Source organism: Marinomonas sp. TI.3.20 (genome assembly GCF_038155025.1).
Classification (GTDB): domain Bacteria; phylum Pseudomonadota; class Gammaproteobacteria; order Pseudomonadales; family Marinomonadaceae; genus Marinomonas; species Marinomonas flavescens.
Genome location: NZ_JBAKAS010000020.1, coordinates 27,719 through 54,117 on the forward strand (window position 1 = coordinate 27,719; position 26,399 = coordinate 54,117).

Consider the following 26,399-nt stretch of genomic DNA (forward strand, 5'->3'; position numbering starts at 1 on the left):
AAATTTCTTATAACAGTATTGTTACTTTGATAAACAAGTATATCCGATTTCGCTTTCATAGTGATATTAGAGAGCGCAAAAATCCTTTACGAAAAAACATATTTCGCCACAAAAAACACCACAACACCGACCACAATCGTGAGCAATTGCTGTTGCTTCCATAAACCGACTAAAAATGCGGCCAAGGCACCCAGTAACCATGGATTGTTAAATGAGGTATTTAGCTGATGATTAGAAACAAAAATCATAGGCGCAATAATCGATGTCAGCACCGCCACTGGCACGAATTTTAATGCACGATCTAAAAACGCTGGCATAACAACTTTATGCGCTCGAGCAAACAACACAAAACGCACACCGAAAGTAACGATGAACATACCAGCAATTACCAACACCGACTCCATCACTGTCATGACTCACCTCCTACTGATGATTCCGCCATGGGAGGCTTGTTTTTATTGAGCGCTGCATCGCTGAAATAACCGACAGACACTGCAATCACGGCCGACACTAACAAGCCGAGATTATTAGGCAAATCCACTAAAACAACAGACGCCACACCCGCGCTTATCATAGCAAACCAAAATGGCATCGTTTTTAAATACGGCGTAATGATACTGATAAACGTCGCGACCATGGCAAATTCAAGCCCCCACTCACTCATCCCAGGAATCAACTCACCTGAAACCACACCTAGCACAGTGGTGACATTCCACATCACATAAAAAGCCAAAAACGACCCTAAATATGCCTTATGCCCTGTTTTCTCATCAACAATACCCATGCCGTAAAGCGGACGAATGGCTGCGTAGGTCTCATCTACTAAACCAAACCCCATAATAATGCGTAACTTCATTGGCAAGTGTTTGACGTATTTCACCATATCTGCGGCATAGAGCAGGTGTCTTAAATTAACAATAAAGGTAGTCGACACTATGACCCACAAAGGGGCATGAATAGAAATCAGCCCGATTGCCACAAACTGCGCCGACCCAGCAAACACGATAGAAGACATAGCAATGGCAAACCAAGGGCTCAAGCCATAACTTGAAGCTAACGAACCAAACAATATACCAAACGGAATACCGCCTATTATCATCGGGACAGATACAACAGCACCGCGTCGCATTTCCTTTAACGTATTCATGAATTTCCCTTTTTATCTTTATTATCCATCTCACCAGCTAACACAGCTGAATTTGAGCATCGCTCACCATCAGTACAGCCAATCAACACAACAGGACTAACCTTTTATTAGGCGCTCAAACTATCGACTTTTATCCTCAAAATCAATCTCTATCATCCTAGTTAAGTTTCTTTCGCATCTGCTATAATCCGCCGCTTTATTCTGCTCACGCGCTATCTTGAGGAAACCAATATGTCAGAAAAAGCCGTTGTGGTGTATTCAGGGGGAATGGATTCATTCACCGTACTGAACACCGCCATTCAACAAGGACTAGACGTGTACGCACTGTCTTTTAATTATGGGCAGAAACACAGCAAAGAGCTCCTTGTTGCCGCAGAAGTCTGCAACAACTTGAACATTCCACATAAAGTTGTCGATATTACCGCGATAAACAGCCTAATGGCAGGCTCGTCACTTACCAGTGATATCGATATACCAGAAGGCCATTACGAAAATGAGAGTATGAAATCCACCGTGGTACCCAATCGCAACATGGTACTGCTTTCCATGGCGATTGCTTACGCAGTGTCTTTAGAGTCAGGCAAGGTATATTACGGTGCACATTCTGGCGACCACCATATTTATCCAGATTGCCGCCCTGAATTTGTCGAAGCGATGAACGCCGTCGCTAAAATTGCCAATTATCAATCAGTCGAGATAGTCACACCTTTCTTACACGCGTCTAAAGGTGAAATATTACAAGCTGGCTTAGCCATGAATTTGGATTACGCCAATACCTGGACTTGCTACAACGGTCGCGAAAAATCATGCGGAAAATGCGGCGCTTGTAACGAAAGACTAGAAGCCTTTGCTGAGCAAGGAAAAATCGATCCATTGTCATACGAAGCATAGACATGTACAGCATAGACATACCCAAGATAAGCACTCATTCAATTTAGTCTTGATTGGCTTCTGTTCCACAGATTCCCAATGAACAACTAAAGCGACCACCTTACCTCGAACTGTTTTTCGAGATGTAAAAGGCACAACACATGTATTCAATCAAAGAAGCTTTCTACTCTTTACAAGGAGAAGGCGCTCACGCTGGCCGCCCTGCATTATTCTGCCGCTTTACTGGCTGTAATTTATGGTCGGGCCAAGAAGAAACCCGTGCAAAATCCGATTGCCAATTTTGTGACACGGACTTTATAGGCACAGATGGACAACATGGCGGTAAATTCAAGACAGCACAGACGTTAAGAGGTCATATCGATGCGCTCTGGCCTGCGGGACACGGACACAAATATGTGGTTTTCACTGGCGGCGAACCCGCTCTACAACTCGATGATGAATTAATAGCAGAAATGAAATCTCATGGTTACACCATCGCCATAGAAACCAATGGAACCTTAGCTTTGCCCCACGGTATCGATTGGATTTGCGTCAGTCCAAAAACAACCAAACCACTCACAGTCACTCAAGGTAACGAATTGAAATTGGTTTTCCCACAAGACCACCTTCCACCTGAATTATTTGAAACATTAAATTTTGATCATTTTTACTTACAACCTATGGATCAAAGCTATCTATCTTCAGGGCAAATACCCCTTATTAATACTCAAGAAGCCACTCTAAATTTTTGTTTATCACATCCACAGTGGCGTCTTAGCTTACAAACACATAAAATGCTCAACATTGACTAGGCGCCATAACGCCATTTTTTGATATTACTAACATTAAGGGTATATAAAATGATCATTTTACACACAAACCACGGCGACATTCACGTTGAACTTGACTACGAAAAAGCCCCTAAAACAGCAAAAAACTTTGAAGACTATGTCACTTCTGGTTTTTATGATGGCGTTATCTTTCACCGCGTCATTAACGGTTTCATGGTACAAGGCGGCGGTTTTGAGCCTGGTATGACCCAAAAAGAAACACGCGCGCAAATCGAAAACGAAGCAGACAACGGCCTGAAAAACGAAATCGGCACATTGGCGATGGCTCGTACTATGGACCCTCACTCTGCCTCCGCACAGTTCTTTATCAACATTGCAGACAACGCTTTCCTAAACCATCGCAGCAAAACGTCTGATGGCTGGGGCTACGCGGTATTCGGTAAAGTAACAGCCGGTATGGACATTGTTAACAAAATCAAAGAAGTGAAAACAACAACAAAAGCAGGTCATCAAGACGTTCCTGCTGACGATGTTATTATTGAAAGCGCTGAATTAGTTAAAAACGAAGACTAATGATTCGTTATTTAATCTCAGACTTGCATCTTAGTGACAAACGCCCGGACTTGATCCGGGCGTTTGTTCAAATGATGGGCGAACTTAGCGAAAAACACCCTACTGGCGATGCTAAGCTTTATATCATTGGCGATTTCTATGAAGCCTGGATTGGTGACGACTATCAACCGGAATGGAACATTCAAATCGAAGCAAGCCTTCGACACTTGTCTGATTCTGGTATTGGTTTATTTTTCATTCACGGCAATCGAGACTTTTTAATAGGTGATACTTGGTGCGCTCGAGTTGGGGCAACGCTTCTGCAAGAGCAAACTCTTATAAACACCAAAACACACCCAATTTTACTCACTCATGGCGACGAATATTGTCAGGAAGATCTTGAGTATCAAAAGTTTCGTACCATGGTTAGAACACCAGAATGGCAACAGCAAATATTATCAATGCCGCTTGAAAAAAGAATGGCCTTGGCAGCGCAACTGCGTAACGACAGCAAAAGCATGTCAGCGGAAAAGTCTGAAGAAATAATGGATGTTACGGAAAGTAGCGTCCAAAACTCTCTGGAACACAACCATGCTGATGTCGTCATTCATGGTCACACACACAGACCGGCATTTCATTTCAATGAGAATTACACGCGCTGCGTGCTGGGCGATTGGGATAAATACATTTGGTTAGCGACCTTAGATGATAAACGACTTTACCAAGCAAAAAGCGAAGTCTCTCGTTTTATTGAAAAAGGCCTCAATGGACTAAAAGAAGTCCACACACTAGCACTCGACTAAGCACCCATTGTTCGCAAAAAAAAGCCATTACGACGAATCTGCGTAACGGCTTTTTAAACTCTGTTTCCTGATACAAACATTAAAGATGCAATAATTCTTTTACCCACTCTGTTGCAGCACCTTTTCGAGTCCGATCAAATTCTATATTGCGATCATGCAGAATGGCAATCGCACGAAAAAATGCATTATTTACCGTTACAAGACTCAACTCAATATTGTAATTTTTCCACCAATACAGTGTCGCCTTACTGGTTAATATTTGGTAGAGCACATCCAATTCAGTCGATCCTTTATAAGCACTATTAAGATCGATGACCTGTTCGTTATTGGCAAGCTGTAACACTAGCCAATAAGTAACATCTGGTAACTGATCACTTGTTTTCGTACCCATTATGACCCCCTCCATTATTGAGTTGATAATAATCATACTAGCAGCTAATAAGAAAGTTACCTCATTGGAATACAAGGTATTTACATTATTTCATGCAAAAAAACTTAAATAGACAAAGATGGCGGTCCACTGTGCATACGAAGCTCTTTATCAGGCTCAGTAATCAGTTTATGCTCATGCTCTCTAAAAAACTCGATACGCTCATCAATCGGCTCGCCGGCGTATTCTTCAGCCAGCGCTAAATAATCTTCAAAATGACGCGCTTCAGATTTTAATAGAGAAATATAAAACTTAGACAACTCCTCATCCAAATGCGGAGCAAGAGCAGCAAAACGCTCACAAGAACGCGCTTCAACAAAAGCACCCACAATCATGGTGTCGACAAGGCGAGCAGGCTCATGAGTACGAATGTATTTACGCAAGCCATCGGCATAACGAGACGCTGATAAATGATCATACTCGATGCCACGCTTGCGCATAATTTTATGAACTTGCTCAAAGTGAAGCAGCTCTTCACGCGCCAAACGAGACATTTTATGAAGCAAATTATCACGATCCACATAACGATACATCAAACTCATCGCTGTTGATGCCGCTTTTTTCTCGCAATGAGCATGGTCATTTAAAAGCAAGGTTTGGTTCTCAATCGCCCAATTCACCCATGCTTCAGGGGAGCGACAGGGAAGAAAATCAACAAGCTCTGGATACGCTGATAACATTACTCTACCTTTTCATCTAAAAAAACGTGATTATACTCTCTATTAGTCACTTAGGCAGCAACGTCTTGATTTGGATATCAAATTCGTAATGAATGAATTCTACGACATAAATAAATTGAAAATTGGCCAACATGTTGGCGTCGAGCTAGACCCTTATATACTAAATTACCGAGCCAGTATGAATAACACGGCTTGGGTGGCAGATCATGGAGGAAGATCTTTTGTTATCCGCTTTTACGAGCCAAGCAAAGGAAAGGTAGAAGACTTTTTACAAAACTCACGAAAATACGTCGGCATTAAACACCAAGCGATCACCCCCAATTACCCACCTTTTTATTCTAAATTATGGGTATTTTCATGCTCTGCTGTGTGCGGAGGAGAAAACCTTTATAGCTTCTTAGGTAAATATCCAGACGGCGCCCCACTTAATGTCGTCATTGGCTTATTAGATACGATCGCTAAAGCTTTAGATCAAATACACGCAAAAGAACTTTTTCACGGCCATCTAGATCTTAATGCCATCCAGGTGGTAAATGGGATTGGTGTCATGACAGGCTTAGGCGCCCATCACTGGATGCAAAGAATCACCGAGCAAGAATTAGACCCCCGTCTTTTTCCACCAGAATACCAACGTAGAGTTCAAAAGCGCACACCGGCTTCGGATCGTTTCGCTTTTATGCGTATTTTAATGGCCGCCTTACTTGGCGAATCCATTCTCGATAAAGACATGAAAAGTGGATTGCCTAGCTCTCACCCCTATCTGAGCAACAGTACTTGGAAGAAATTAAAAAAATGGAGTAGAAGCCAAGAGCGCCATAGACCAAAATCGTTAGTTGAGGTTATAAGAGCACTGCGTGCCAACCTCTATAGGCCAGAACAGCTGGAAACAAAGAAAACCAAAGGATTATTGGACTTTCGTTCTCACCGCAAGCTATATGCTGGATTAAGTATTTTAATTGCCGGCATCACTTTAGCCGCCATTTCACTCTGGCCAGAAGACACCCCACCGCCACAACAACTGACACAGATTCCAACTCAAGAGCAGCAAAAACAAATCGAGAAGAAAATCTTTGAAGCTCTTCCACAAGTTCTTGAAGAACCTCTAAAGTCAGGCGGTAAGGCACCTAAAATAGAAAAAATTGCACCTTCTAAATTTAAAATGGGCGATCAGCATCATTTGGGCGACGACAATGAAATACCTGTTCATGAAGTCGATATTCCTCATGGTTTTTACATAAGCAAGTACGAGGTCACCTTCGACCAATATGATCGATTTGCCAAGGCAACTGGACGCAAAATTCCAGCAGATAATGGCTGGGGACGAGGCAACAGACCGGTAATAAACGTTAGTTGGTATGACGCCAAAGCCTATACCTCTTGGCTATCTGACCAAACCAATCAAGTATATCGGTTGCCGACAGAAATTGAGTGGGAATATTCGGCACGCGCCAACTCAAATACAGCATTTTGGTATGGGAACTCTGTAAAACCAGGGTACAGCGTATGCGATAGCTGCGGCAGCCAATGGGATGGCGTGTCGACGGCCCCTGTTGGCAGCCAAGCAAGTAACCCACTAGGCTTATACGATATGCATGGCAATGTCGCTGAATGGGTGGAAGATTGTTATCATGATTCATACAAAGGCGCCCCAACAAAAAACCAAATATGGCTTTCTGATCAGTGCAAAAGCCGAGTTATTCGAGGCGGATCATGGTTTGACATTCCTAGAGTTGGCCGAAGTTCTACACGCTACCGTGCAGAGCCCAATCTAAAAGCCAGTAACTGGGGGTTTCGAGTTGTTCGAATAATTCCTTCCAATACAAGCCATTAGAAATCTTCTCTTGGGGGGACTAAACCTCCCCCCTTTCTTCGCATAAATATTGGATTTGAGCGTTGAATTCGCACAATACTAGATAACCAACAAAAAGGCAGATTACATAAATCGCCTCACTTTTGCTCAAATCAGAATAATTCCGCTAAATGGCACCTATTCAAAATTGTTATGGCGCATAACAACCCTTAGTTCTGTTTTTCCTATATTATGGCCGCATCAAACATGTATGTTTTTTTTATGAAATTAGATCTATAACAGCTCTAATTTTTAGCACATCACATTATTTTGTGACTTAATGTTCAGAGGTATTAAATGAGCCTGTATTTAGATTACTTACAAGAAATTGAAGATCGAAAAGGTCAAGACTTACACCCAAAGCCAATTGATGGCGGTGAATTATTGGCAGAGATAATTGCTCAAATTAAAGACGCTGATCACGAACACCGCAAAGACTCTCTTAATTTCTTTATTTATAACACGCTACCTGGCACAACAAGCGCAGCGGTTGTAAAAGCTAAATTTCTAAAAGAAATTATTCTAGGCGAATCTGTTGTTGCTGAAATTACGCCAACATTTGCTTTTGAGCTTTTGTCTCACATGAAAGGCGGTCCTTCTGTTGAAGTACTGTTAGACATCGCTTTATCTGATGATCTATCCATTGCTGAACAAGCCGCAGCCGTCCTAAAAACGCAAGTATTCTTATACGAAGCGGATATGGAACGTCTTAAAACTGCTTATGAAGCGGGTAATAAGATCTCCAAAGAAATACTAGAGAGCTACTCACAAGCTGAGTTTTTCACTAAGCTTCCTGATATTGACGAAAAAATTGACGTTGTCACTTACATTGCAGGCGAAGGCGACATCTCTACTGACCTTCTTTCTCCTGGCAACCAAGCACACTCTCGTGCTGACCGCGAACTTCATGGCAAATGTATGATCAGCCCTGAAGCGCAAAAAGAAATTCAAGCCCTACAAAAACAGCACCCTGGCAAAAAAGTTATGCTGATTGCTGAAAAAGGCACTATGGGTGTTGGTTCATCACGTATGTCTGGGGTTAACAACGTTGCTCTTTGGGCCGGCCAACAAGCTAGCCCTTATGTACCCTTTGTAAACTTTGCCCCTGTTGTTGCTGGAACAAATGGCATCTCGCCTATCTTCCTAACAACCGTTGGTGTTACTGGCGGTATCGGTCTTGACCTTAAAAACTGGGTTAAGAAAATCGATGCTAATGGAAAACCTGTTAAAGATGAAAACGGCGACTTCGTATTAGAGCAAGCCTACTCAGTGAAAACAGGTACGATCTTAACGATCAATACCAAAGAGAAAAAACTGTACAACGGCGACAAAGAGCTAGTTGATGTTTCTGATGCATTTAACGCTCAGAAAGTTGAGTTCATGAAAGCCGGTAGTTCTTATGCCATCGTATTTGGTAAAAAACTACAAAACTTTGCCGCTGAAACACTCGGCGTTGAACCAAAAGCTGTTTACGCATTGTCTAAAGAAATTTCGCATGAGGGCCAAGGCCTGACTGCCGTAGAAAAAATCTTTAACAAAAACGCAGTTGGCGTTAAATCTAAAGCAGCATTGCATGCCGGTTCTGACGTTCGCGTACAAGTTAACATCGTAGGTTCTCAAGATACGACTGGCTTGATGACATCTCAAGAACTTGAATCTATGGCGGCAACGGTTATCTCTCCTATCGTTGATGGCGCATACCAATCAGGCTGTCACACAGCGTCTGTTTGGGATTCTAAAGCACAAGCTAACATCCCTAAACTTATGCAGTTTATGAATAACTTTGGCTTGATCACCGCTCGTGACCCTAAAGGTGTTTACCCACCAATGACAGACGTTATTCATAAAGTATTGAATGACATCACTGTTTCTGACTGGGCCATCATTATCGGTGGTGACTCACACACTCGTATGTCTAAAGGTGTTGCCTTCGGCGCTGACTCTGGAACAGTAGGTCTTGCACTTGCGACAGGCGAAGCAACAATGCCTATCCCTGAGTCTGTTAAAGTAACCTTTAAAGGCACACTTAAGCACCACATGGACTTCCGTGATGTTGTTCACTCTACACAAGCACAAATGCTTAAACAGTTTGGCGACAACGTATTCCAAGGCCGCGTAATCGAAGTACACATAGGTACTTTGCTAGCTGACCAAGCGTTCACGTTCACAGACTGGACAGCCGAAATGAAGGCCAAAGCGTCTATTTGTATTTCTCAAGATGAAACTCTGATTGAGTCTTTAGAAATTGCTAAGAGCCGCATCCAAATCATGATCGATAAAGGCATGGAAAACCATGTTCAAACACTTCATGGTTTAATTAAATTGGCTGACAAACGCATTGCAGAAATAAAATCCGGTGAAATTCCTGCTCTAGCACCAGACAGCAATGCCAAATACTTCGCTGAAGTGGTTGTCGATCTAGACCAACTTGACGAACCAATGATTGCCGATCCAGATGTTAATAACGATGATGTCTCTAAACGTTATACTCATGATGTGATCCGCCCTGTTTCTTTCTACAAATCTAAACCAGTTGATTTAGGCTTTGTTGGCTCTTGTATGGTACATAAAGGCGACATGCAAATTATCGCTCAAATGTTACGTAACCTAGAAAAACAAGGTAAAAATATCGAGTTTAAAGCGCCATTAGTTGTTGCGCCACCAACATACAATATTGTAGATGAGCTTAAAGCTGAAGGTGATTGGGATATCCTACAAAAATATTCCGGTTTTGAATTTGACGATACAAAACCTAAACAATCAGCACGCACCAAATACGAAAACATCATGTACTTGGAACGCCCTGGCTGTAACTTATGTATGGGTAACCAAGAAAAAGCAGAACCTGGTGACACGGTTATCGCAACATCTACACGCTTGTTCCAAGGTCGTGTGGTAGCGGATACGGCAGAGAAGAAAGGTGAATCACTACTAGGCTCAACACCAGTCGTTGTTCTTTCTACTATGCTAGGTCGCTTCCCTACTATCGAAGAGTACAAAGAAGCAGTCGATGGCATCAAGCTGACAGACTTCGCGCCACCACTTGATCCGATGACAACAGCACCGGTTGAATTTATACCAGTGAGCAACGTCTAGCACTCAGCATCAAACAGCGAGACTTTTAGTGTTGTTTGATGCCTGACGCCAGTCAAGCTATAAAACAGCCTTAAGGCTGCTATAAAAGCTTACAAATTATATTATTTGTAAGCTTTTTTATTGCCTTACCTTTCCCGCATCCCATAACTTCTTAGTCAATAAAATACAGACATAAAAAAGCCCCGCGACTGCGAGGCTACTCTCTTTAACTCTTTTCCTTGCCCAAGTAATTAGATAACTTCACGCTCTACAAGCTCGTCAAATTCTGCTTGTTCTTCTCGCTCTACATGACTCTCTACGTCTTTAGCATTTATTTTTTGCTGACGACCTTCGTGTTTCGCTTTATATTTAACAAGCTGTTTCTCTAATTTAGCCACCAGTAAGTCTACTGCTGGTTTTAATTGTTTGTCCGTTTTAACGGTAGCAAATAGGTCATGACCAGGAATATGAACACTGGCTTCTACTATTAATTCATGAATCCCATGTTTCTCTGTATTTAAAATCACCTTTATACTGGTAATTTGATCATTAACCCTCGCTAAATGATCCATTCTTTCTTTCACTAGCTCTTGTACTTCTTCACCAGATTGAACGTGATGACCGCTAATATTCAATGTATACATAGAGAATTTCCTTTCGTTTTTTGAAAATTATTTTATGAACTTATTTTCTACCCTCTCCTGTTTTGTACATACTAATAACCTATGGACTAATGAACCTAATTTCAATCCTAAAATTGTAAATACTTTAATAAGTTTGATTAAAAACGTGTAAAACTTAAAAAAACACGCTTTTTAGCTTAAAAAACAAACAATTAAATGGACACAAAAAAACTTTTATCACTTTTTTAGCAACCACTTACGACTCAATCGCCGTTTAAAGCATTCTTATAGTGTAGCTAAAAAGTAAAAAAAAACGCCACCTTTCAGCAGCGTTTTCTAACAATTTTCTATTTAGAGCCTATTAAGCATCTAGAAGAATGCGCAACATGCGGCGTAGCGGCTCAGCGGCACCCCACAAAAGCTGATCACCAACAGAGAAGGCACTGATGTACTCAGGCCCCATATTGAGCTTACGAATGCGTCCTACAGGAATATTCAGAGTACCAGTAGCGGCAGTTGGTGTTAAACGCTCAACCGTCGCTTGCTTATCATTCGGCACCACACTCACCCAATCATTGTGCTGAGCAAGCATGCCTTCGATATCCGCTACTGGGATATCCTGATTCAACTTAATCGTAAACGCTTGGCTATGACAACGCATAGAGCCGATACGGACACACAAACCATCCACTGGAATAATAGAACCTTTATTGCCAAGGATCTTGTTTGTTTCAGCTTGCGCTTTCCACTCTTCACGGCTTTGACCGTTATCAAGTTGCGAATCAATGTATGGAATCAAAGAACCCGCTAGAGGCACACCAAACTGATCCACCGGCATGGTATTAGAGCGCATTTGCTCTGCCACTTTGCGGTCGATCTCCAAAATAGCACTCGCTGGATCAGCAAGCTCTGTCGCAACAGAGCTGTGCAACATACCCATTTGATTGATCAATTCACGCATATGACGTGCACCGCCGCCAGAAGCCGCTTGGTAAGTCATTGACGTCATCCACTCAATGTGGCCTTTTTCGAACAACCCACCCAATGCCAACAGCATCAAACTAACCGTACAGTTACCGCCCACAAAAGTTTTTACGCCATCTTTTAAGCCTTGCTTGATGACGTTTTGGTTGACTGGATCCAAGACAATGATTGCGTCTTTGTCCATGCGCAGCGAAGACGCCGCATCGATCCAGTAACCCTTCCAACCTGCATTACGCAACTGAGGGTAAATAGCCTTGGTATAATCCCCGCCTTGGCAGGTAATAATAATGTCCATTTTCTTCAATGCTTCAATATCATTCGCATCTTGAAGTAATGGACTATCTTTACCAATTTCTGGCCCTTTTTGCCCCGTTTGAGAGGTGGTGAAAAAAATTGGATCAATGTGATCAAAATCTTTTTCTTCTCGCATACGTTGCATCAACACGGAACCAACCATTCCGCGCCAGCCGACTAAACCTACAGTGTGTTTTGACATGGTTATCTCTACCTTTTTTTGTGGGGTCACTCATACCAAGAGCAATATCCCGAGTTAACACCTAGTCATTATGACTAGGCTTTAAGTACTGCTTCTAATGCAGCCAATACCGCGTCACCCATGGCTTGCGTAGTGACTGTTTGTGAATCTTGAGAAGCGATATCAGCGGTTCTTAATCCTTGATCAAGAACTCGACTAACCGCGGCTTCAATCGCATTAGCGGCTTCTTTAGCGTCTAAAGAATAACGTAACATCATGGCAACAGATAAAATCGTTGCTAGAGGGTTAGCAATGCCTTGGCCTGCGATATCTGGTGCAGAACCATGACAAGGCTCATACATACCACGACCTTCTGCATTCAAAGAGGCAGAAGGTAGCATGCCAATAGAGCCCGTTAGCATTGCCGCTGCGTCAGATAGAATATCACCAAACATGTTGCCAGTAACCATTACATCAAACTGTTTTGGGGCACGAACAAGCTGCATCGCAGCATTATCTACTAGCATGTGAGTCAATTCGACATCAGGATACTCTTTGGCCACTTCTTCCATGACTTCTTTCCAAAGAACCGTTACTTCAAGCACATTGGATTTATCAATAGAACAAACGCGCTTGCCACGCTGACGAGCGGCTTCAAAAGCAGAACGACCAATACGACGAATCTCGGATTCACTGTAAACGTAAGTATTAAAACCTTGGCGCTCACCATTTTCTAAGGTACGAATGCCTCGTGGCTGACCGAAATAAATACCGCCAGTTAATTCACGAACAATTAAGATATCCAAGCCCGCGACAATTTCAGGTTTCAAGCTGGAAGCGTCTGCTAACTGAGGGTAAAGAATCGCAGGACGAAGGTTAGAGAAAAGTTCCAAGTTAGAACGCAAACCCAACAGGCCTTTTTCTGGACGAACCGCCATATCTAGGCCATCCCATTTTGGACCACCGACTGCGCCAAGCAGAATAGCGTCTGCTGCTTTCGCTTTCGTCAGCGTGGCTTCAGGCAATGGCGAGCCAGTCTCATCGTATGCAGAGCCACCCACTAAAGCACTCTCGTGGGTAATTCCCAAGTTAAACTGGGTATTGACCAAATCAAGAACACGAACCGCTTGAGCGACAATTTCAGGACCAATGCCGTCACCCGGCAATACCAACACTTTTTTAGACATGACTTAATCCTATATACTTTTATTTGTAACACTAATGATTTGGCTATATTACCAAACCACTAGCATAAATAAGTGATCATTAACGTTTTACAGTCAGCAATGGCGCTTAAACTTATTGCCCGCAAGATCTATTAACCGCGAAATCTATTGCCCGCGAGATAAGAACAACCAAGGTGCTGCCGCCATGCGCTTTTCTTCAAAACGATGAATACTGTCTTCTTGTTGTAGCGTTAAGCCAATGTCGTCCAAACCGTTCAACAAACAATGTTTGCGGAAAGTATCAACAAGAAACTCAAACACCTCGCCAGATGGCGATGTCACCGTTTGGGCATTAAGGTCAACAATGACCTCAGCGCCTTCTTTAGCCGTTACTTCTGCAAACAACTGGTCAATTTCTTCTGGTGCTAAAACAATCGGTAACAAGCCATTTTTAAAACAGTTGTTATAAAAAATATCCGCAAAACTTGGTGCAATGACAGAGCGAAATCCATAATCATCCAACGCCCAAGGCGCGTGCTCACGGCTCGAACCACAGCCAAAGTTCTGGCGTGCTAGCAGCACACTCGCCCCTTGGTAACGAGCTTGGTTTAACACAAAGTCTTCACGAATAGGACGACCAGTACATTCTTGGTCAGGCTGACCTTCGTCTTCATAGCGAAGTTCATCAAATAAATTTTTACCAAAGCCAGTACGCTTGATGGATTTCAAGAACTGCTTTGGAATGATCATGTCAGTATCAACGTTAGCCAAATCCAACGGCGCGGCTAACCCTGTGTGTTTCGTAAAAGGACGCATATATATTCTCCTTCTCTTCTAGAGAGAACTCCTAGTGTTTGACAAACTCGTTTACATCAACAAAGTGACCGGCAATCGCGGCGGCCGCAGCCATCGCAGGGCTCACTAAGTGTGTACGTCCGCCAAAACCTTGGCGCCCTTCGAAGTTACGGTTAGAAGTAGACGCGCAATGCTCGCCGGCGCCCAATTTATCCGCGTTCATTGCCAAACACATAGAACAACCTGGCTCACGCCATTCTAAGCCTGCGGCTTCAAAAATAGTGTGCAGCCCTTCTTTTTCTGCTTGCGCTTTTACCAAACCAGAACCAGGAACAACGATCGCCTGCTTCAAGCTAGAAGCGACTTTACGACCCTTCACGACGTCGGCAGCGATACGTAAATCTTCAATTCGCGAGTTAGTACAAGAACCAATAAAGACACGATCAAGCGTCACTTCTGCTAACGTCGTTTTACCTTCAAGCCCCATGTATTTCCAAGCTCGAGCGTAACCTTCTTTTTTTACTGGATCGGTTTGATCTTCAGCGCGTGGAATCGGCTCATCAATGGCAATAACCATCTCAGGCGAGGTTCCCCAAGTGACTTGTGGCTTGATGTCTTCCGATTTTAATACAACGACTTCATCAAACTGAGCGTCTTTATCCGACACCAAGTCACTCCACGCTTTCACTGCCATGTCCCAATGCTCACCTTTTGGCGCATAAGGGCGACCTTTAACGTAGTCAATCGTGGTGTCATCTACGGCAATCAAACCGACACGTGCACCCGCTTCAATAGCCATGTTACAGACAGTCATGCGACCTTCCATAGACAAAGACTGAATACCCGTGCCGCCAAATTCAATCGCGTAACCCGTACCACCAGCGGTACCAATCGCGCCGATAATCGCCAATACAACGTCTTTGGCAGAAACCCATGGTGACAACTCACCATCGACGCGCACCAACATATTGCGGCTTTTCTTTTGCACCAAACACTGAGTGGCTAATACATGTTCTACTTCAGAGGTGCCAATACCATGCGCCAATGCACCAAAAGCACCGTGTGTTGAGGTATGGGAATCCCCACAAACAACCGTCATCCCAGGAAGCGTTGCACCTTGTTCTGGCCCAACAACGTGCACGATTCCTTGGCGAATGTCTTTCATGTTGAATTCGGTAATGCCGAACTCATTACAGTTATCGTCCAAGGTGGTTACTTGGATTTTTGATACTGGGTCTTCAATACCATCCACGCCATCAATACGTTCTTTTCGCGTAGTGGGTACATTATGGTCTGGCGTCGCTAGACTTGACGACACTCGCCAAGGCTTACGCCCTGCTAGCCTTAAGCCTTCAAATGCTTGTGGAGACGTCACTTCATGGAGTAATTGCAGATCGATATAAATCAATGCACTACCATCATCGCGTTGCTGAACAAGGTGGCTGTTCCACAACTTGTCGTAAAGGGTTTTACCTGACATAGCTTCTCTCCTAAATAACCTATTGCGCTATCCTAAAACTTTGGCTTAAATAACTCAAATTCATATTTTTCATATTTTGGATAATTTTTTGGAATGATGGACATAGCAGAACTACTCACCTTTATAAAAGTCGCTGAAACCAACTCTTTTTCAGAAGCCGCTCTGCGTCTATTTGTTACTCAACCCGCGATCAGCAAGCGTATCGCCGCGTTGGAAAGCTCACTCGGTGTGCGTCTATTCGACCGAATTGGCCGTCAAATTATTTTAACTGAGGCTGGAATCCGCCTATTACCGAAAGCAAAGCAAATAGCCAATGATATAAAAGACATCCAACACAGCATGACATTGCAAACAGAAGGGATAAGCGGTGAACTAGGCATCGCCACCAGCCACCATATTGGACTGAGACGTTTACCTAATATATTAAAAAAGTTCCAAATTAATTATCCACTAGCACAGCTGGATATTGACTTCACTCAATCAGAAGATGCTTACCAGCAAGTACTAAAAGGCGATGTAGAAATCGGCATCATCACTCTGTCTAACCAAGATGACCATCTAATAGAATCTATCCCTATTTGGTCAGATCCACTAACTTGTGTCGTGAGTCGGGATCACCCATTAGCCAAAGTCAGCAATCTAGACCTTGTTGAACTCGCAAAACACCCTTGCGTATTGCCGAATGAAAACACCTTTACACGACAAATAGCCGAGCAAGTCTTTGGCAAGCAAGGCTTAAAACCGCTCGTTAGAATGAATACGAATAATCTAGAAACATTAGCCATGCTGGTTAGCATAGGCTGGGGCTGGTCATTACTGCCATCAACGCTTGTTGACGACAAGCTCGTTGTACTTAATCACCCTGACCTAAACGTCGAAAGACGCTTAGGGGTTATTCATCACAAACAAAGAACGTTAAGCCGAGCGGCGCTTGTTTTCATTGAATTGCTGAAACAAGAAAGCTTCAACGGCGATACTGACTCACCCACAAAATAAGCAAGGCCAAAAGACTAATACAAGATGCGATGGTAAAAACCCACGCATCACCAAGCCATTCCCATAAATAGCCAGAGCCAACCATCCCAAGCCCACCGCCTAAACCGATGGCAAACGCACTGTACATTGCTTGGCCTTGGCTTGCATATCGCTCAGGAAACAACCCACGAACCCATTCAATTGAGACCATATGAAACAACGCGAAAGTGACGCAGTGAAACAGTTGAGTCAGTACTAATACCCAAAGAATACTGGCAAACCACCCTACTAAGAACCAACGAATAGCCCCGCAAACAAAACACAAGATCATAATATGAAGTAGATGGAACTTTTTAACTAAGTTACCGCAAAATAGAAATAAAATAATTTCCATAATAACGCCAAACGCAATTAATAAACCAATCTGCTGACCACTGTATCCGGCATTTTCAAGATGAACGGCAAAGAAAACATTAAAAGGCGCGTGGGACATATAAGACAAGAAGGCCAGCGTAAAAAACAGCATGGATTCTTTTGTGCGCAACAAAGAAATAAATGAAGTACTTTCTTTCGCCTGACTAACAACATAAATCTGTTCTTTAATAAAAAACGTTGTTATCAGTGCTAATAACAAATAACTACACATAACCGGGATAACGACACTGGGACCAAAGTGCCCAATCAAAAAGCCGGTACTCGCAACCGCGACTACGTAACCGATTGAGCCGCCAACTCGAAGTCGCGTATAAGGCACATTTAAGTTACGAATACTACGAACCGCTAACGCATCTGTCATCGGAATCAATGCCGAATAAAAAAGTGCCATAGTACAAGTTATTAACCACAGCGATTCAAACTGATCACTCCAGTTAAACGGAATGACACTAATAAAACAGCCTAGTACAGCGAGCTGCAATACTTTTTTAGGCAAACCTACTTTTGCTGTTAACCAACCCCAAAAGTGTGGCACTAATATGCCAGACAGAGTGAAGGTAGACATTAGACGGCCTATTTCTGACGCGCTCAATCCAATCGACTTATAGTAGATTGAAATATAGGGCATCATGACGCCAACTAGGCAGCAAAAAAAGAAGTAAAAACTAAACAAAGGCCATGCAATAGGACGGGCTTTAGCTTCAAACATAAAAATTCCAACGCGATACTTTTCTCTATGGCTAACAGTAGAGCAAAGTTTAATAATTAATAAAGGATGTGATAAATAAAGTTATCTTATTTAGATACAACAAGTTCATAATATATTGTATCAAAGTGAGAATGTACCATCATATTATTTAGCTAGCCAGCTAGCTTTACTTTTAACGAGGTCAATATGGAAAACAATCAAAATTGGTGGCGTGGTGCGGTAATTTACCAAGTCTATCCCCGCAGTTTTTATGATGCGAATAACGATGGGGTTGGTGATTTACCCGGAGTAATAGACAAAATTGATTATATTTCCTCTCTGGGCGTTGATGCGATTTGGCTGTCGCCATTTTTCACCTCTCCCATGAAAGATTTTGGTTATGATGTCTCAAATTATTGCGACGTCGATCCTATTTTTGGCACCATTAGCGATTTTGATGCTCTAATTGATAAGGCACACAATCATGGACTTAAGGTTGTTATCGACCAAGTTCTAAACCATACCTCAGACAAACACCCTTGGTTTGAAGAGTCTCGAAAAAGTCACGAGAACGACAAAGCCGATTGGTATATTTGGGCAGACGCTAAACCTGATGGTACCGCACCTAACAATTGGCTATCTGTTTTTGGCGGTCCTGCTTGGCAATGGGATAGCACTCGTAGGCAATATTATCTTCATAACTTCTTAGCCAGTCAGCCTGACTTAAATTTCCACAACCCTGCGGTTGTCGATGCTATATTAGGCACAGTTGATTTCTGGCTGAAACGCGGCGTAGATGGTTTCCGGCTGGATACCGCCAATTACTTTTTCCACGATATAGAGTTAAAAGACAACCCAGCAAAAGAAGTCATTGTAGAAGGTAGCATTGGCGTTAGGTTAGATAATCCTTATGCCTACCAACAACATCTTTATGATAAATCACAACCTGAAAACATTGCTTTCTTGCAACGGCTGCGCACCTTATTAAACCAGTATCCAAATACAACCACTGTGGGTGAAATTGGTTGTGATTTTTCATTAAAAACAATGGCAGAATACACCCAAGGCAACGATAAGTTACACATGTGTTACTCCTTCGACCTATTAACCCATGATTCTTCCATGCAACACATACGCCATACGATGGAAACGATCGAAGCGGGACTTGGTGACGGCTGGCCCTGTTGGTCGATAGGCAATCATGATGTTGAACGCGTCGCAACTCGTTGGGGTGGCGAGCACAGTTCGGCCAATAAAAGTAAGGTTTTCATGATCATGCTGCTCTCTTTGCGGGGAAGTATTTGCTTGTATCAAGGCGAAGAGCTTGGCTTACCAGAGGCGGAACTAGAATATGATCAGCTTGTAGATCCCTATGGTATTAACTTTTGGCCAGATTTTAAGGGGCGCGACGGCTGTCGGACACCGATGCCTTGGAGCAATACAGAATCTGGTGGTTTTTCTCAATCCTCAAAAACTTGGTTACCCGTCAATGAGCACCATTTACCATTGGCCGTATCTGAACAAGAAGGCGACCGATCTTCTGTACTGCATGCATATCGTGACTTCTTGCATCTGCGTCGTACTCATCCAGAGCTGATTCACGGCAATATAGAATTTGTGTACAATGATGAAACAACACTTTCATTTATACGAACTTACGAAGGACAATCTCTTTATATTGCGATCAACACCGCAGAGCAGACTAAAATTTTGTCGACAGATTTAGCTCTGTCACCTTTAACGCTTCCAGAAGCACTTCCAACTGGTTACATTAAAGATCAACAAATTATTTTACCTGCTTGTAGCGTATTATTAGCCATAGTCACGAGATAAATAAAGACTCAAGACAACACACTCTGACAATAAAAACAAAAAGGCCCTAGTCATCGACTAAGGCCTTTTTACTAAAACATCGCTGTGCATGGCTACAATATAGGTAATTGATCTTGGCGAGGCCAGGCATTAATAATGGCTTTTACCAATGTTGCCAATGGAATCGCAAAAAATATCCCCCAGAACCCCCAAATCCCTCCAAAAAACAATACGGCAACAATAATAGCAACTGGGTGTAAATTGACTGCCTCTGAGAAAAGTAGAGGCACTAATACATTACCGTCTAATCCCTGCACCACTAAATACGCCACAACCAGATAAATAAAGTCGTTTCCGGTGCCATATTGATAATAAGCGACGAGCACAACAGGAACCGTAACAGCTGCTGCACCAATGTACGGAATCAGTACAGACAAACCTACTAACAAGGCTAGCAATTCCGCATAGCGCAAACCCATTACCGCAAAGACAATATAAGAAACAACACCGACGACAAGCATTTCGATAAATTTGCCACGAATATAATTGGCTATCTGATCGTTCATCTCACTCGCGATATTACGCATCATTTTACGTTCTTTGGGCAACCACGATGTTAGGTAACTTAAAATTTGTTTCTGATCTTTTAACAAAAAGAACATCACCAAAGGAACCAACACCAGATAAATAAGTAATGAAAACAATGAAGGAATACTAGCAATGGAGTAAGACACCAACCATTGGCCAATATTAGTGAACTCCGCCGCTAACGTACTGACAACTTCATCCACCGCACTTTGACTCACAAGCTCAGAATGCCCTTGAGCGAAGTGCTCAATACCGCCCTGAATGCCGGTAATCATACGAGGAAGATCATTTACAAATCTTACCGATTGCTGCCAAATAATAGGCACCATGAATCCAATAAAAACCGAGCAGCAGGCCAAAAAGGTTAGAAACACAGTAAACACGGAAGTTTTATGGCCAACACCTAATCGCTGCAAACGATCCACTAGACCCTGTAGCAAAAACGCTAACACAACGGCAATTATAACAGGGGCTAAAATCCCCCCCCAAAATGCTAGAGCAACAAGAGTCGCAACCAGCAAGAGCAAAAACACCACCACTTCTTCGTTTGAAAAATAACGCTTTATAAGCAAGTCAACGATCTTAAACATATAGTGTCCGTTTATTTTTTTTGAACAACAAAGGTAAAAACACCCTCATTCTCTTCCTGCTTAAGCAGGGTATGCCCAACAATATTAATATAATGCGGGATATCTTTTAACGACCCAACATCTTCTGTAGTAACGCAAAGGCAATTACCCGACGTCATTTTACTCAACGCCATTTTTGCTTTAAGTAAAGGCATAGGACAACGATCTTCTCTTGCATCTAATATTACGTCATACTCACTAACATTCATAACCGCCACCCGCATCTCCAAGATGAGTACATTTTCCATATTATGAGACTATTTTCAGGTGTTACAACTAAGTTCACTCTCTTACTGGTTGTTTTTTCAATAGGATTTTCAAACCCAGCCCATTCTGAACTGCCAAACCTATCAGCGACCAAAGACGAAAGATCTTTGTCCAACCCAAGTTATGTCGTAGGGCAGCACTGGTTTAGAATGCTCAACGGAAGTGGCGCCGTTATCGACTTCCCTCCTGCCTACGATTATTTAAAGGATGCATTATCTAAAATTCTTCCACAAACGTCGCTTGAGAATAAAATGATCGAGATGACATTACTTAATAGTGCTCAAGCAAATGCCTTTGTCATACCCGGAAATCATTTATTTATCTATTCAGACATCATGGAGATGATAACAAATCAAGACATGCTATATGGGCTCCTCGCTCATGAAGTATCGCATCTAGACTTGAATCATTATGAAAGACAAACACAGAACTCTAATGAAGAGCTAAGCAAGAATTTACTACTTATTGGCGCTGGATTGGCAGCAGCGTTAGCTGGCGCAGGCGCGGATGCAAGTGCCGCACTCTGGCTAGGCGGTATCGCAAATCAAGTTAATGGCGCCCTCACTTATAGTCGAGGCCAAGAACGAGAAGCAGATCGAAATGGTCGTCAATACTTAGTTGATGCAGGATTAAACCCTCAAGGAATGACAGAGTTGTTCAGCGCCTTGGCCAAAGCCTCAAATGGACGCCCACAATTGGAATTTCTTTCAAGCCACCCACTACCTCAATCTCGCATGGCAGATTCACTCTCATTAAAGCCACAAAAAAGTATTCTAGAAGATATACAAAACAGTGATTTTGATTATTTTAGAGCAACTCTTATCACTTATCGAGCAACGCTTGCTGATGATCCCTATCAGTATTTAGCTCAAACCATCCCAAAATCTGACGTAAGCAACTTTGCTTTTGCCCTTTTATACTACCTAGATCAATCACCTGACAAAGCATTAACCTATTTAAATAAGTTAACGCAAAAAAATCGTTTTACCAATTACTTACTTGCTTTAACACTGAAAGCAGACAATCAAACAAGCAAATCATTAGCTGTCACAACCTCTATACTAGATCTAGCACCTAGGGACATTATATTTTCGACACTTTATTCCGAATTAACAAAGACTAAGCCACAGGAGAATCAGCAACCCTATTTATATGAAAACAAACTCATTTGGCATGCCAAAATGGATTTTTACCAAGGTATTCAAAACATTCCATTGGCACTTAACTACAAAGCAAAATTGGAATTTAGCCAAGGAAAAGATAAATCAGCTGAAAGATTATTAAAACGAGCAGAGCGAGATGTTTCTAAACAAGACTCAGAGTTTGTAAACCAAACTCAGCAATACTTTGATAGAGTTCATGAAGCAGAAAAAGAAGCAGATATAAAAGATAACTAGAGCAACCTTATTGGTGGTGAGGACCTTTCACTAACTCATGTAATTGCTTTTGAAAGTGAACAATCTTTGCTTCTAATACAGCATGCTCTTCCAATCGAGAGGAATCTGAACCATGCATTACGCTAGTATCAGCATGAACACCAAAACTTTTTAACTTTGTAACCAACTGCTCTAGCTGAGCACGATCTTTAATTAGCCCCTCATTGCATTTCACACAATCCGAAGCATACGACTTAGCGCTCAGAACTAAGGCAAACATCAGTAATACAACAGTTTTAATATGCATAAAATGCCTCAAGGTTTTATCTAATTTTCATTAAAAAAGGCCAAAACTATTTTTGACCTGTCTTTAATAAAAAATATAAATATTTTACTCAGCGCGTTGAGTTTGTAGAGCGCTCAGTTGTAATCTTAAATCGCTCACTTTAGCATTTAATGCCGCCGCTTTAGCAGAAGGAGCAATGGCCGCATTAACATCAAAATTTGCATTTACATTATGACCTAAACTTTCAATTTGAGATGTCAAATTGTGGATGTTATTTTGAGCTCGGTAAATATCACCGTAAGTTGCATCACCTTGTGCAGCAAGTGCAACAGAAGAGATTGATGTAGCCGCTAGTAAAGTCAGTGCGCTTTTAGTAAAAGTATTCATAATTAATCACCTTAAAATAATATTCATGGCTGACGTTTTGTCTGCCTTGTTTCTATGTTTTAAATAATAACACTTAAAATAAAAATAAATAGATACCAAAGAGCGGTATCTCTTTACATCCAACTTTTCAAATATAAATGCAAAAAAGGGAGAATTAAGACCACCTGTATACATAACTAAACCTAACCGATAAATTAGCAACAATACTCTCCTGAAACTATAACTATAAAGAGTAAGGTTTCATGTGGGGCAATATCAGCACTATCTATAGAAGAGACACAGCAAGACTTAGCTAAAATCAAATAACGACGACAAACAAGCGGTGACGCTTCTCAGAGCCGAAATACATAGAGCCTTCTTTACTTATGGGCAACCAGTCGAATCAAGAGATAAGGGGTTTGAATTGATCGTTGCCAATTTCCTGGATTAAGAGAAGTTAAACAAAGTTATTCTAAGATGGGGTAATTTCAGAGCTGAGGTGTAAGAATTTGAAGCAAAAAAAAGGCCAAATTAAATTTGGCCTTTTATCGATAACTCATATTCAGAGATTACTCAGAGCGTTGAGCTTGTAAAGCGCTCAGTTGCAATCTTAAATCGCTCACTTTTGCATTTAATGCTGCAGCTTTAGCTGTTGGACTAAGAGCGGCATTGACGTCAGCGCTAGTATCAACGCTTTGTCCTAGATGTTCAATTTGTGATGTCAGAGCGTTGATTTGAGACTCTGAACGAGAAATACTGCCGTAAGTCCCATCACCTTGTGCCGCAAAAGCAGTTGTTGCCATTGAAGAAGCCGCTAGTAAAATCAGTGCACTTTTAGTAAAAATTTTCATAATATGTCTCCATTAACATCTTGTTTATATGTCAATTAAATTGTGTGATTAATTAGTCTTAATGACTTATTCAGCGCGTTGAGTTTGTAGAGCACTCAGTTGTAATCTTAAATCGCTCACTTTAGCATTTAATGCCGCCGCTTTAGCAGAAGGAGCAATGGCCGCATTAACATCAACACTTGTATTTACATTATGACCTAAACTTTCAATTTGAGACGTTAATACATTAATATTAGTTTGAGCTCGATAAATATCACCGTAAGTTGCATCACCTGGTGCAGCAAGTGCAACAGAAGAGATTGATGTAGCGGCTAGTAAAGTCAGTGCGCTCTTAGTAAAAGTATTCATAATTAATCACCTTAAAATAATGTTTATGGCTGACGTTTTGTCTGCCTTGTTTCTATGTTTTAAATAATAACACTTAAAATAAAAATAAATAGATACGAAAGAGCGGTATCTCTTTACATCCAACTTTTCAAATATAAATGCAAAAAAGGGAGAATTAAGACCACCTGTATACATAACTAAACCTAACCGATAAATTAGCAACAATACTCTCCTGAAACTATAACTATAAAGAGTAAGGTTTCATGTGGGGCAATATCAGCACCATCTATAGAAGAGACACAGCAAGACTTAGCTAAAATTAAATAACGACGACAAACAAGCGGTGACGCTTCTCAGAGCCGAAATACATAGAGCCTTCTTTACTTATGGGCAACCAGTCGAATCAAGAGATAAGGGGTTTGAATTGATCGTTGCCAATTACCTGGATTAAGAGAAGTTAAACAAAGCTATTCTAAGATGGGGTAATTTCAGAGCTGAGGGCTATCTAAAGAACTGGGAGCTATATAAGAATTTGAAGCAAAAAAAAGACCAAATTAAATTTGGCCTTTTATCGATAACTCATATTCAGAGATTACTCAGAACGTTGAGTTTGTAAAGCGCTCAGTTGCAATCTTAAATCGCTCACTTTTGCATTTAATGCTGCAGCTTTAGCTGTTGGACTAAGAGCGGCATTGACGTCAGCGCTAGTATCAACGCTTTGTCCTAGATGTTCAATTTGTGATGTCAGAGTGTTGATTTGAGACTCTGAACGAGAAATACTGCCGTAAGTCCCATCACCTTGTGCCGCAAAAGCAGTTGTTGCCATTGAAGAAGCCGCTAGTAAAATCAGTGCACTTTTAGTAAAAATGTTCATAATGTATCTCCATTAACATCTTGTTTATATGTCAATTAAATTGTGTGATTAATTAGTCTTAATGACTTATTCAGCGCGTTGAGTTTGTAGAGCACTCAGTTGCAATCTTAAATCGCTCACTTTAGCATTTAATGCCGCTGCTTTAGCAGAAGGAGCAATGGCCGCATTAACATCAACACTTGTATTTACATTATGACCTAAGCTTTCAATTTGAGACGTTAATACATTAATATTAGTTTGAGCTCGGTAAATATCACCGTAAGTTGCATCACCTGGTGCAGCAAGTGCAACAGAAGAGATTGATGTAGCCGCTAGTAAAGTCAGTGCGCTTTTAGTAAAAGTATTCATAATTAATCACCTTAAAATAATGTTCATGGCTGACGTTTTGTCTGCCTTGTTTCTATGTTTTAAATAATAACACTTAAAATAAAAATAAATAGATACGAAAGAGCGGTATCTCTTTACATCCAACTTTTCAAATATAAATGCAAAAAAGGGAGAATTAAGATGCTTTTATACATAACTAAACCTAGCCGATAAATTAACAACAATGCTCTCCTGAAACTATAACTACAAAGAGTAAGATTTCATGTGGGCATATCGGGACGATTTGCAGAAGGCTTAACTCAAATTTAATAACGACGACAAACAGGCGGAGACGCTTCTCAGAGCCGAAATACATAGAGCCTTCTTTAATTATGGGCAACCAGTCGAATCAAGAGATAAGGGGTTGAATTGATCGTTGCCAATTGCCTGGATTAAGAGAAGTTAAACAAGGTTGCGCTAAGATGGGGTAATTTCAGAGCTGAGGGTTATCTAAAGAACTGGGAGCTATATAAGAATTTGGAGCAAAAAAAAGACCAAATTAAATTTGGCCTTTTATCGATAACTCGTATTCAGAGATTACTCAGAACGTTGAGCTTGTAAAGCGCTCAGTTGCAATCTTAAATCGCTCACTTTGGCATTTAATACTGCAGCTTTAGCTGTTAGACTAAGAGCGGCATTGACGTCAGCGCTAGTATCAACGCTTTGTCCTAGATGTTCAATTTGTGATGTCAGAGTGTTGATTTGAGACTCTGAACGAGAAATACTGCCGTAAGTCCCATCACCTTGTGCCGCAAAAGCAGTTGTTGCCATTGAAGAAGCCGCTAGTAAAATCAGTGCACTTTTAGTAAAAATGTTCATAATATGTCTCCATTAACATC

General features: G+C 41.6%; 28 protein-coding genes. 9 read left to right on the forward strand and 19 right to left on the reverse strand.

What is annotated here, in order from left to right:
* Nucleotides 1–86: 86 nt before the first annotated feature.
* Together V6259_RS16795 and V6259_RS16800 are read right to left on the reverse strand one after the other, a co-directional pair.
* Entirely contained in the window at nt 87–413 is a 327-nt protein-coding gene (locus tag V6259_RS16795) for an AzlD domain-containing protein (RefSeq protein WP_341585507.1), read from the reverse strand.
* Nucleotides 410–1,147: an AzlC family ABC transporter permease gene (locus V6259_RS16800; protein WP_341585508.1), complete on the reverse strand. Its 738-nt coding sequence runs from the start codon at nt 1,145–1,147 to the stop codon at nt 410–412. Before V6259_RS16800 ends, V6259_RS16795 begins: the two co-directional genes overlap by 4 nt.
* Before the next feature lie 201 nt (nt 1,148–1,348).
* On the opposite strand from V6259_RS16800, the gene queC reads away from it, so the two are divergent.
* From queC to V6259_RS16820, 4 genes are all read left to right on the forward strand, one after another.
* Nucleotides 1,349–2,038 carry a 7-cyano-7-deazaguanine synthase QueC gene (gene queC, locus V6259_RS16805; protein ID WP_341585527.1) on the forward strand — a complete coding sequence of 230 codons (690 nt, stop codon included), beginning with the start codon at nt 1,349–1,351 and terminating at the stop codon, nt 2,036–2,038.
* Nucleotides 2,039–2,178: 140 nt separating this feature from the next.
* Nucleotides 2,179–2,829, forward strand: a complete 651-nt coding sequence (queE, locus tag V6259_RS16810) for a 7-carboxy-7-deazaguanine synthase (RefSeq protein WP_341585509.1) — start codon at nt 2,179–2,181, stop codon at nt 2,827–2,829.
* Nucleotides 2,830–2,877: 48 nt separating this feature from the next.
* Nucleotides 2,878–3,381: a peptidylprolyl isomerase gene (locus V6259_RS16815; protein ID WP_133012181.1), complete on the forward strand. Its 504-nt coding sequence runs from the start codon at nt 2,878–2,880 to the stop codon at nt 3,379–3,381.
* The gene (locus V6259_RS16820; protein ID WP_341585510.1) at nt 3,381–4,163 is read left to right on the forward strand and encodes a UDP-2,3-diacylglucosamine diphosphatase; all 783 of its coding nucleotides are present in this window, start codon (nt 3,381–3,383) and stop codon (nt 4,161–4,163) included. Before V6259_RS16815 ends, V6259_RS16820 begins: the two co-directional genes overlap by 1 nt.
* A 79-nt stretch (nt 4,164–4,242) precedes the next feature.
* On the opposite strand, the gene V6259_RS16825 is transcribed toward V6259_RS16820, so the two are convergent.
* Entirely contained in the window at nt 4,243–4,554 is a 312-nt protein-coding gene (locus tag V6259_RS16825; protein WP_133012179.1) for a hypothetical protein, read from the reverse strand.
* Between the two features lie 104 nt (nt 4,555–4,658).
* Entirely contained in the window at nt 4,659–5,273 is a 615-nt protein-coding gene (locus V6259_RS16830) for a tRNA-(ms[2]io[6]A)-hydroxylase (protein ID WP_133012178.1), read from the reverse strand.
* Between the two features lie 88 nt (nt 5,274–5,361).
* On the opposite strand from V6259_RS16830, the gene V6259_RS16835 reads away from it, so the two are divergent.
* A complete protein-coding gene (locus V6259_RS16835; RefSeq protein WP_341585511.1) occupies nt 5,362–7,104 on the forward strand; it encodes a formylglycine-generating enzyme family protein in 1,743 nt (580 codons plus the stop codon).
* 315 nt (nt 7,105–7,419) lie between these two features.
* On the forward strand, nt 7,420–10,218 hold the full coding sequence (locus tag V6259_RS16840; protein ID WP_341585512.1) for a bifunctional aconitate hydratase 2/2-methylisocitrate dehydratase: 2,799 nt from the start codon (nt 7,420–7,422) through the stop codon (nt 10,216–10,218).
* Between the two features lie 230 nt (nt 10,219–10,448).
* On the opposite strand, the gene hpf is transcribed toward V6259_RS16840, so the two are convergent.
* The 5 genes from hpf to leuC all read right to left on the reverse strand — a co-directional run bounded on the left by hpf (nt 10,449) and on the right by leuC (nt 15,720).
* Complete coding sequence (hpf, locus tag V6259_RS16845; protein WP_341585513.1) at nt 10,449–10,841, reverse strand: ribosome hibernation-promoting factor, HPF/YfiA family; 393 nt, start codon at nt 10,839–10,841, stop codon at nt 10,449–10,451.
* A 340-nt stretch (nt 10,842–11,181) separates the two neighbouring features.
* A complete protein-coding gene (asd, locus tag V6259_RS16850; protein ID WP_341585514.1) occupies nt 11,182–12,300 on the reverse strand; it encodes an aspartate-semialdehyde dehydrogenase in 1,119 nt (372 codons plus the stop codon).
* Nucleotides 12,301–12,374: 74 nt separating this feature from the next.
* On the reverse strand, nt 12,375–13,466 hold the full coding sequence (gene leuB, locus V6259_RS16855) for a 3-isopropylmalate dehydrogenase (RefSeq protein WP_133012173.1): 1,092 nt from the start codon (nt 13,464–13,466) through the stop codon (nt 12,375–12,377).
* Nucleotides 13,467–13,610: 144 nt separating this feature from the next.
* Nucleotides 13,611–14,261, reverse strand: coding sequence for a 3-isopropylmalate dehydratase small subunit (leuD, locus tag V6259_RS16860; protein ID WP_341585515.1), 651 nt, complete (start codon nt 14,259–14,261; stop codon nt 13,611–13,613).
* Between the two features lie 31 nt (nt 14,262–14,292).
* Nucleotides 14,293–15,720 carry a 3-isopropylmalate dehydratase large subunit gene (gene leuC / locus V6259_RS16865; protein ID WP_133012171.1) on the reverse strand — a complete coding sequence of 476 codons (1,428 nt, stop codon included), beginning with the start codon at nt 15,718–15,720 and terminating at the stop codon, nt 14,293–14,295.
* Between the two features lie 93 nt (nt 15,721–15,813).
* Between leuC and V6259_RS16870 the strand changes: the two genes are divergently transcribed.
* Nucleotides 15,814–16,716: a LysR family transcriptional regulator gene (locus V6259_RS16870; RefSeq protein WP_341585516.1), complete on the forward strand. Its 903-nt coding sequence runs from the start codon at nt 15,814–15,816 to the stop codon at nt 16,714–16,716.
* Here V6259_RS16870 and V6259_RS16875 read toward each other — a convergent pair.
* On the reverse strand, nt 16,685–17,839 hold the full coding sequence (locus V6259_RS16875; protein WP_341585517.1) for an MFS transporter: 1,155 nt from the start codon (nt 17,837–17,839) through the stop codon (nt 16,685–16,687). The genes V6259_RS16870 and V6259_RS16875 overlap by 32 nt on opposite strands.
* Before the next feature lie 186 nt (nt 17,840–18,025).
* Between V6259_RS16875 and V6259_RS16880 the strand changes: the two genes are divergently transcribed.
* Nucleotides 18,026–19,651: an alpha-glucosidase gene (locus V6259_RS16880; RefSeq protein WP_341585518.1), complete on the forward strand. Its 1,626-nt coding sequence runs from the start codon at nt 18,026–18,028 to the stop codon at nt 19,649–19,651.
* A gap of 92 nt (nt 19,652–19,743) precedes the next feature.
* Here the strand turns inward: V6259_RS16880 and V6259_RS16885 are convergent, their stop codons facing one another.
* Both V6259_RS16885 and V6259_RS16890 read right to left on the reverse strand, forming a co-directional pair.
* A complete protein-coding gene (locus V6259_RS16885) occupies nt 19,744–20,808 on the reverse strand; it encodes an AI-2E family transporter (protein WP_341585519.1) in 1,065 nt (354 codons plus the stop codon).
* Between the two features lie 11 nt (nt 20,809–20,819).
* A complete protein-coding gene (locus V6259_RS16890) occupies nt 20,820–21,095 on the reverse strand; it encodes a sulfurtransferase TusA family protein (protein ID WP_240537061.1) in 276 nt (91 codons plus the stop codon).
* A gap of 3 nt (nt 21,096–21,098) precedes the next feature.
* On the opposite strand from V6259_RS16890, the gene V6259_RS16895 reads away from it, so the two are divergent.
* Nucleotides 21,099–22,511 (forward strand): M48 family metallopeptidase, encoded by a 1,413-nt coding sequence (locus V6259_RS16895; protein ID WP_341585520.1) that lies wholly within the window; start codon nt 21,099–21,101, stop codon nt 22,509–22,511.
* A 7-nt stretch (nt 22,512–22,518) separates the two neighbouring features.
* On the opposite strand, the gene V6259_RS16900 is transcribed toward V6259_RS16895, so the two are convergent.
* The 7 genes from V6259_RS16900 to V6259_RS16930 all read right to left on the reverse strand — a co-directional run bounded on the left by V6259_RS16900 (nt 22,519) and on the right by V6259_RS16930 (nt 26,379).
* Entirely contained in the window at nt 22,519–22,797 is a 279-nt protein-coding gene (locus V6259_RS16900; RefSeq protein ID WP_341585521.1) for a hypothetical protein, read from the reverse strand.
* 84 nt (nt 22,798–22,881) lie between these two features.
* A complete protein-coding gene (locus V6259_RS16905; RefSeq protein ID WP_341585522.1) occupies nt 22,882–23,163 on the reverse strand; it encodes a hypothetical protein in 282 nt (93 codons plus the stop codon).
* Between the two features lie 548 nt (nt 23,164–23,711).
* Nucleotides 23,712–23,993 (reverse strand): FlxA-like family protein, encoded by a 282-nt coding sequence (locus V6259_RS16910; protein ID WP_341585523.1) that lies wholly within the window; start codon nt 23,991–23,993, stop codon nt 23,712–23,714.
* A 66-nt stretch (nt 23,994–24,059) separates the two neighbouring features.
* A complete protein-coding gene (locus V6259_RS16915; RefSeq protein WP_133012160.1) occupies nt 24,060–24,341 on the reverse strand; it encodes a hypothetical protein in 282 nt (93 codons plus the stop codon).
* A 571-nt stretch (nt 24,342–24,912) separates the two neighbouring features.
* Nucleotides 24,913–25,194 carry a FlxA-like family protein gene (locus V6259_RS16920; protein ID WP_341585524.1) on the reverse strand — a complete coding sequence of 94 codons (282 nt, stop codon included), beginning with the start codon at nt 25,192–25,194 and terminating at the stop codon, nt 24,913–24,915.
* Between the two features lie 66 nt (nt 25,195–25,260).
* The gene (locus tag V6259_RS16925) at nt 25,261–25,542 is read right to left on the reverse strand and encodes a hypothetical protein (protein ID WP_133012160.1); all 282 of its coding nucleotides are present in this window, start codon (nt 25,540–25,542) and stop codon (nt 25,261–25,263) included.
* 555 nt (nt 25,543–26,097) lie between these two features.
* On the reverse strand, nt 26,098–26,379 hold the full coding sequence (locus tag V6259_RS16930; protein WP_341585525.1) for a FlxA-like family protein: 282 nt from the start codon (nt 26,377–26,379) through the stop codon (nt 26,098–26,100).
* Between the last annotated feature and the right edge of the window lie 20 nt (nt 26,380–26,399).

Bases quoted from the DNA above. Each gene is read 5' to 3' on its own strand.
- V6259_RS16795 (WP_341585507.1), bottom strand. From the start codon at position 413: ATGACAGTGATGGAGTCGGTGTTGGTAATTGCTGGTATGTTCATCGTT.
- V6259_RS16800 (WP_341585508.1), bottom strand. From the start codon at position 1,147: ATGAATACGTTAAAGGAAATGCGACGCGGTGCTGTTGTATCTGTCCCG.
- queE (WP_341585509.1), top strand. From the start codon at position 2,179: ATGTATTCAATCAAAGAAGCTTTCTACTCTTTACAAGGAGAAGGCGCT.
- V6259_RS16815 (WP_133012181.1), top strand. From the start codon at position 2,878: ATGATCATTTTACACACAAACCACGGCGACATTCACGTTGAACTTGAC.
- V6259_RS16820 (WP_341585510.1), top strand. From the start codon at position 3,381: ATGATTCGTTATTTAATCTCAGACTTGCATCTTAGTGACAAACGCCCG.
- V6259_RS16825 (WP_133012179.1), bottom strand. From the start codon at position 4,554: ATGGGTACGAAAACAAGTGATCAGTTACCAGATGTTACTTATTGGCTA.
- V6259_RS16830 (WP_133012178.1), bottom strand. From the start codon at position 5,273: ATGTTATCAGCGTATCCAGAGCTTGTTGATTTTCTTCCCTGTCGCTCC.
- V6259_RS16835 (WP_341585511.1), top strand. From the start codon at position 5,362: ATGAATGAATTCTACGACATAAATAAATTGAAAATTGGCCAACATGTT.
- V6259_RS16840 (WP_341585512.1), top strand. From the start codon at position 7,420: ATGAGCCTGTATTTAGATTACTTACAAGAAATTGAAGATCGAAAAGGT.
- hpf (WP_341585513.1), bottom strand. From the start codon at position 10,841: ATGTATACATTGAATATTAGCGGTCATCACGTTCAATCTGGTGAAGAA.
- asd (WP_341585514.1), bottom strand. From the start codon at position 12,300: ATGTCAAAACACACTGTAGGTTTAGTCGGCTGGCGCGGAATGGTTGGT.
- leuB (WP_133012173.1), bottom strand. From the start codon at position 13,466: ATGTCTAAAAAAGTGTTGGTATTGCCGGGTGACGGCATTGGTCCTGAA.
- leuD (WP_341585515.1), bottom strand. From the start codon at position 14,261: ATGCGTCCTTTTACGAAACACACAGGGTTAGCCGCGCCGTTGGATTTG.
- leuC (WP_133012171.1), bottom strand. From the start codon at position 15,720: ATGTCAGGTAAAACCCTTTACGACAAGTTGTGGAACAGCCACCTTGTT.
- V6259_RS16870 (WP_341585516.1), top strand. From the start codon at position 15,814: ATGATGGACATAGCAGAACTACTCACCTTTATAAAAGTCGCTGAAACC.
- V6259_RS16875 (WP_341585517.1), bottom strand. From the start codon at position 17,839: ATGTTTGAAGCTAAAGCCCGTCCTATTGCATGGCCTTTGTTTAGTTTT.
- V6259_RS16880 (WP_341585518.1), top strand. From the start codon at position 18,026: ATGGAAAACAATCAAAATTGGTGGCGTGGTGCGGTAATTTACCAAGTC.
- V6259_RS16885 (WP_341585519.1), bottom strand. From the start codon at position 20,808: ATGTTTAAGATCGTTGACTTGCTTATAAAGCGTTATTTTTCAAACGAA.
- V6259_RS16890 (WP_240537061.1), bottom strand. From the start codon at position 21,095: ATGGAAAATGTACTCATCTTGGAGATGCGGGTGGCGGTTATGAATGTT.
- V6259_RS16895 (WP_341585520.1), top strand. From the start codon at position 21,099: ATGAGACTATTTTCAGGTGTTACAACTAAGTTCACTCTCTTACTGGTT.
- V6259_RS16900 (WP_341585521.1), bottom strand. From the start codon at position 22,797: ATGCATATTAAAACTGTTGTATTACTGATGTTTGCCTTAGTTCTGAGC.
- V6259_RS16905 (WP_341585522.1), bottom strand. From the start codon at position 23,163: ATGAATACTTTTACTAAAAGCGCACTGACTTTACTAGCGGCTACATCA.
- V6259_RS16910 (WP_341585523.1), bottom strand. From the start codon at position 23,993: ATGAAAATTTTTACTAAAAGTGCACTGATTTTACTAGCGGCTTCTTCA.
- V6259_RS16915 (WP_133012160.1), bottom strand. From the start codon at position 24,341: ATGAATACTTTTACTAAGAGCGCACTGACTTTACTAGCCGCTACATCA.
- V6259_RS16920 (WP_341585524.1), bottom strand. From the start codon at position 25,194: ATGAACATTTTTACTAAAAGTGCACTGATTTTACTAGCGGCTTCTTCA.
- V6259_RS16925 (WP_133012160.1), bottom strand. From the start codon at position 25,542: ATGAATACTTTTACTAAAAGCGCACTGACTTTACTAGCGGCTACATCA.
- V6259_RS16930 (WP_341585525.1), bottom strand. From the start codon at position 26,379: ATGAACATTTTTACTAAAAGTGCACTGATTTTACTAGCGGCTTCTTCA.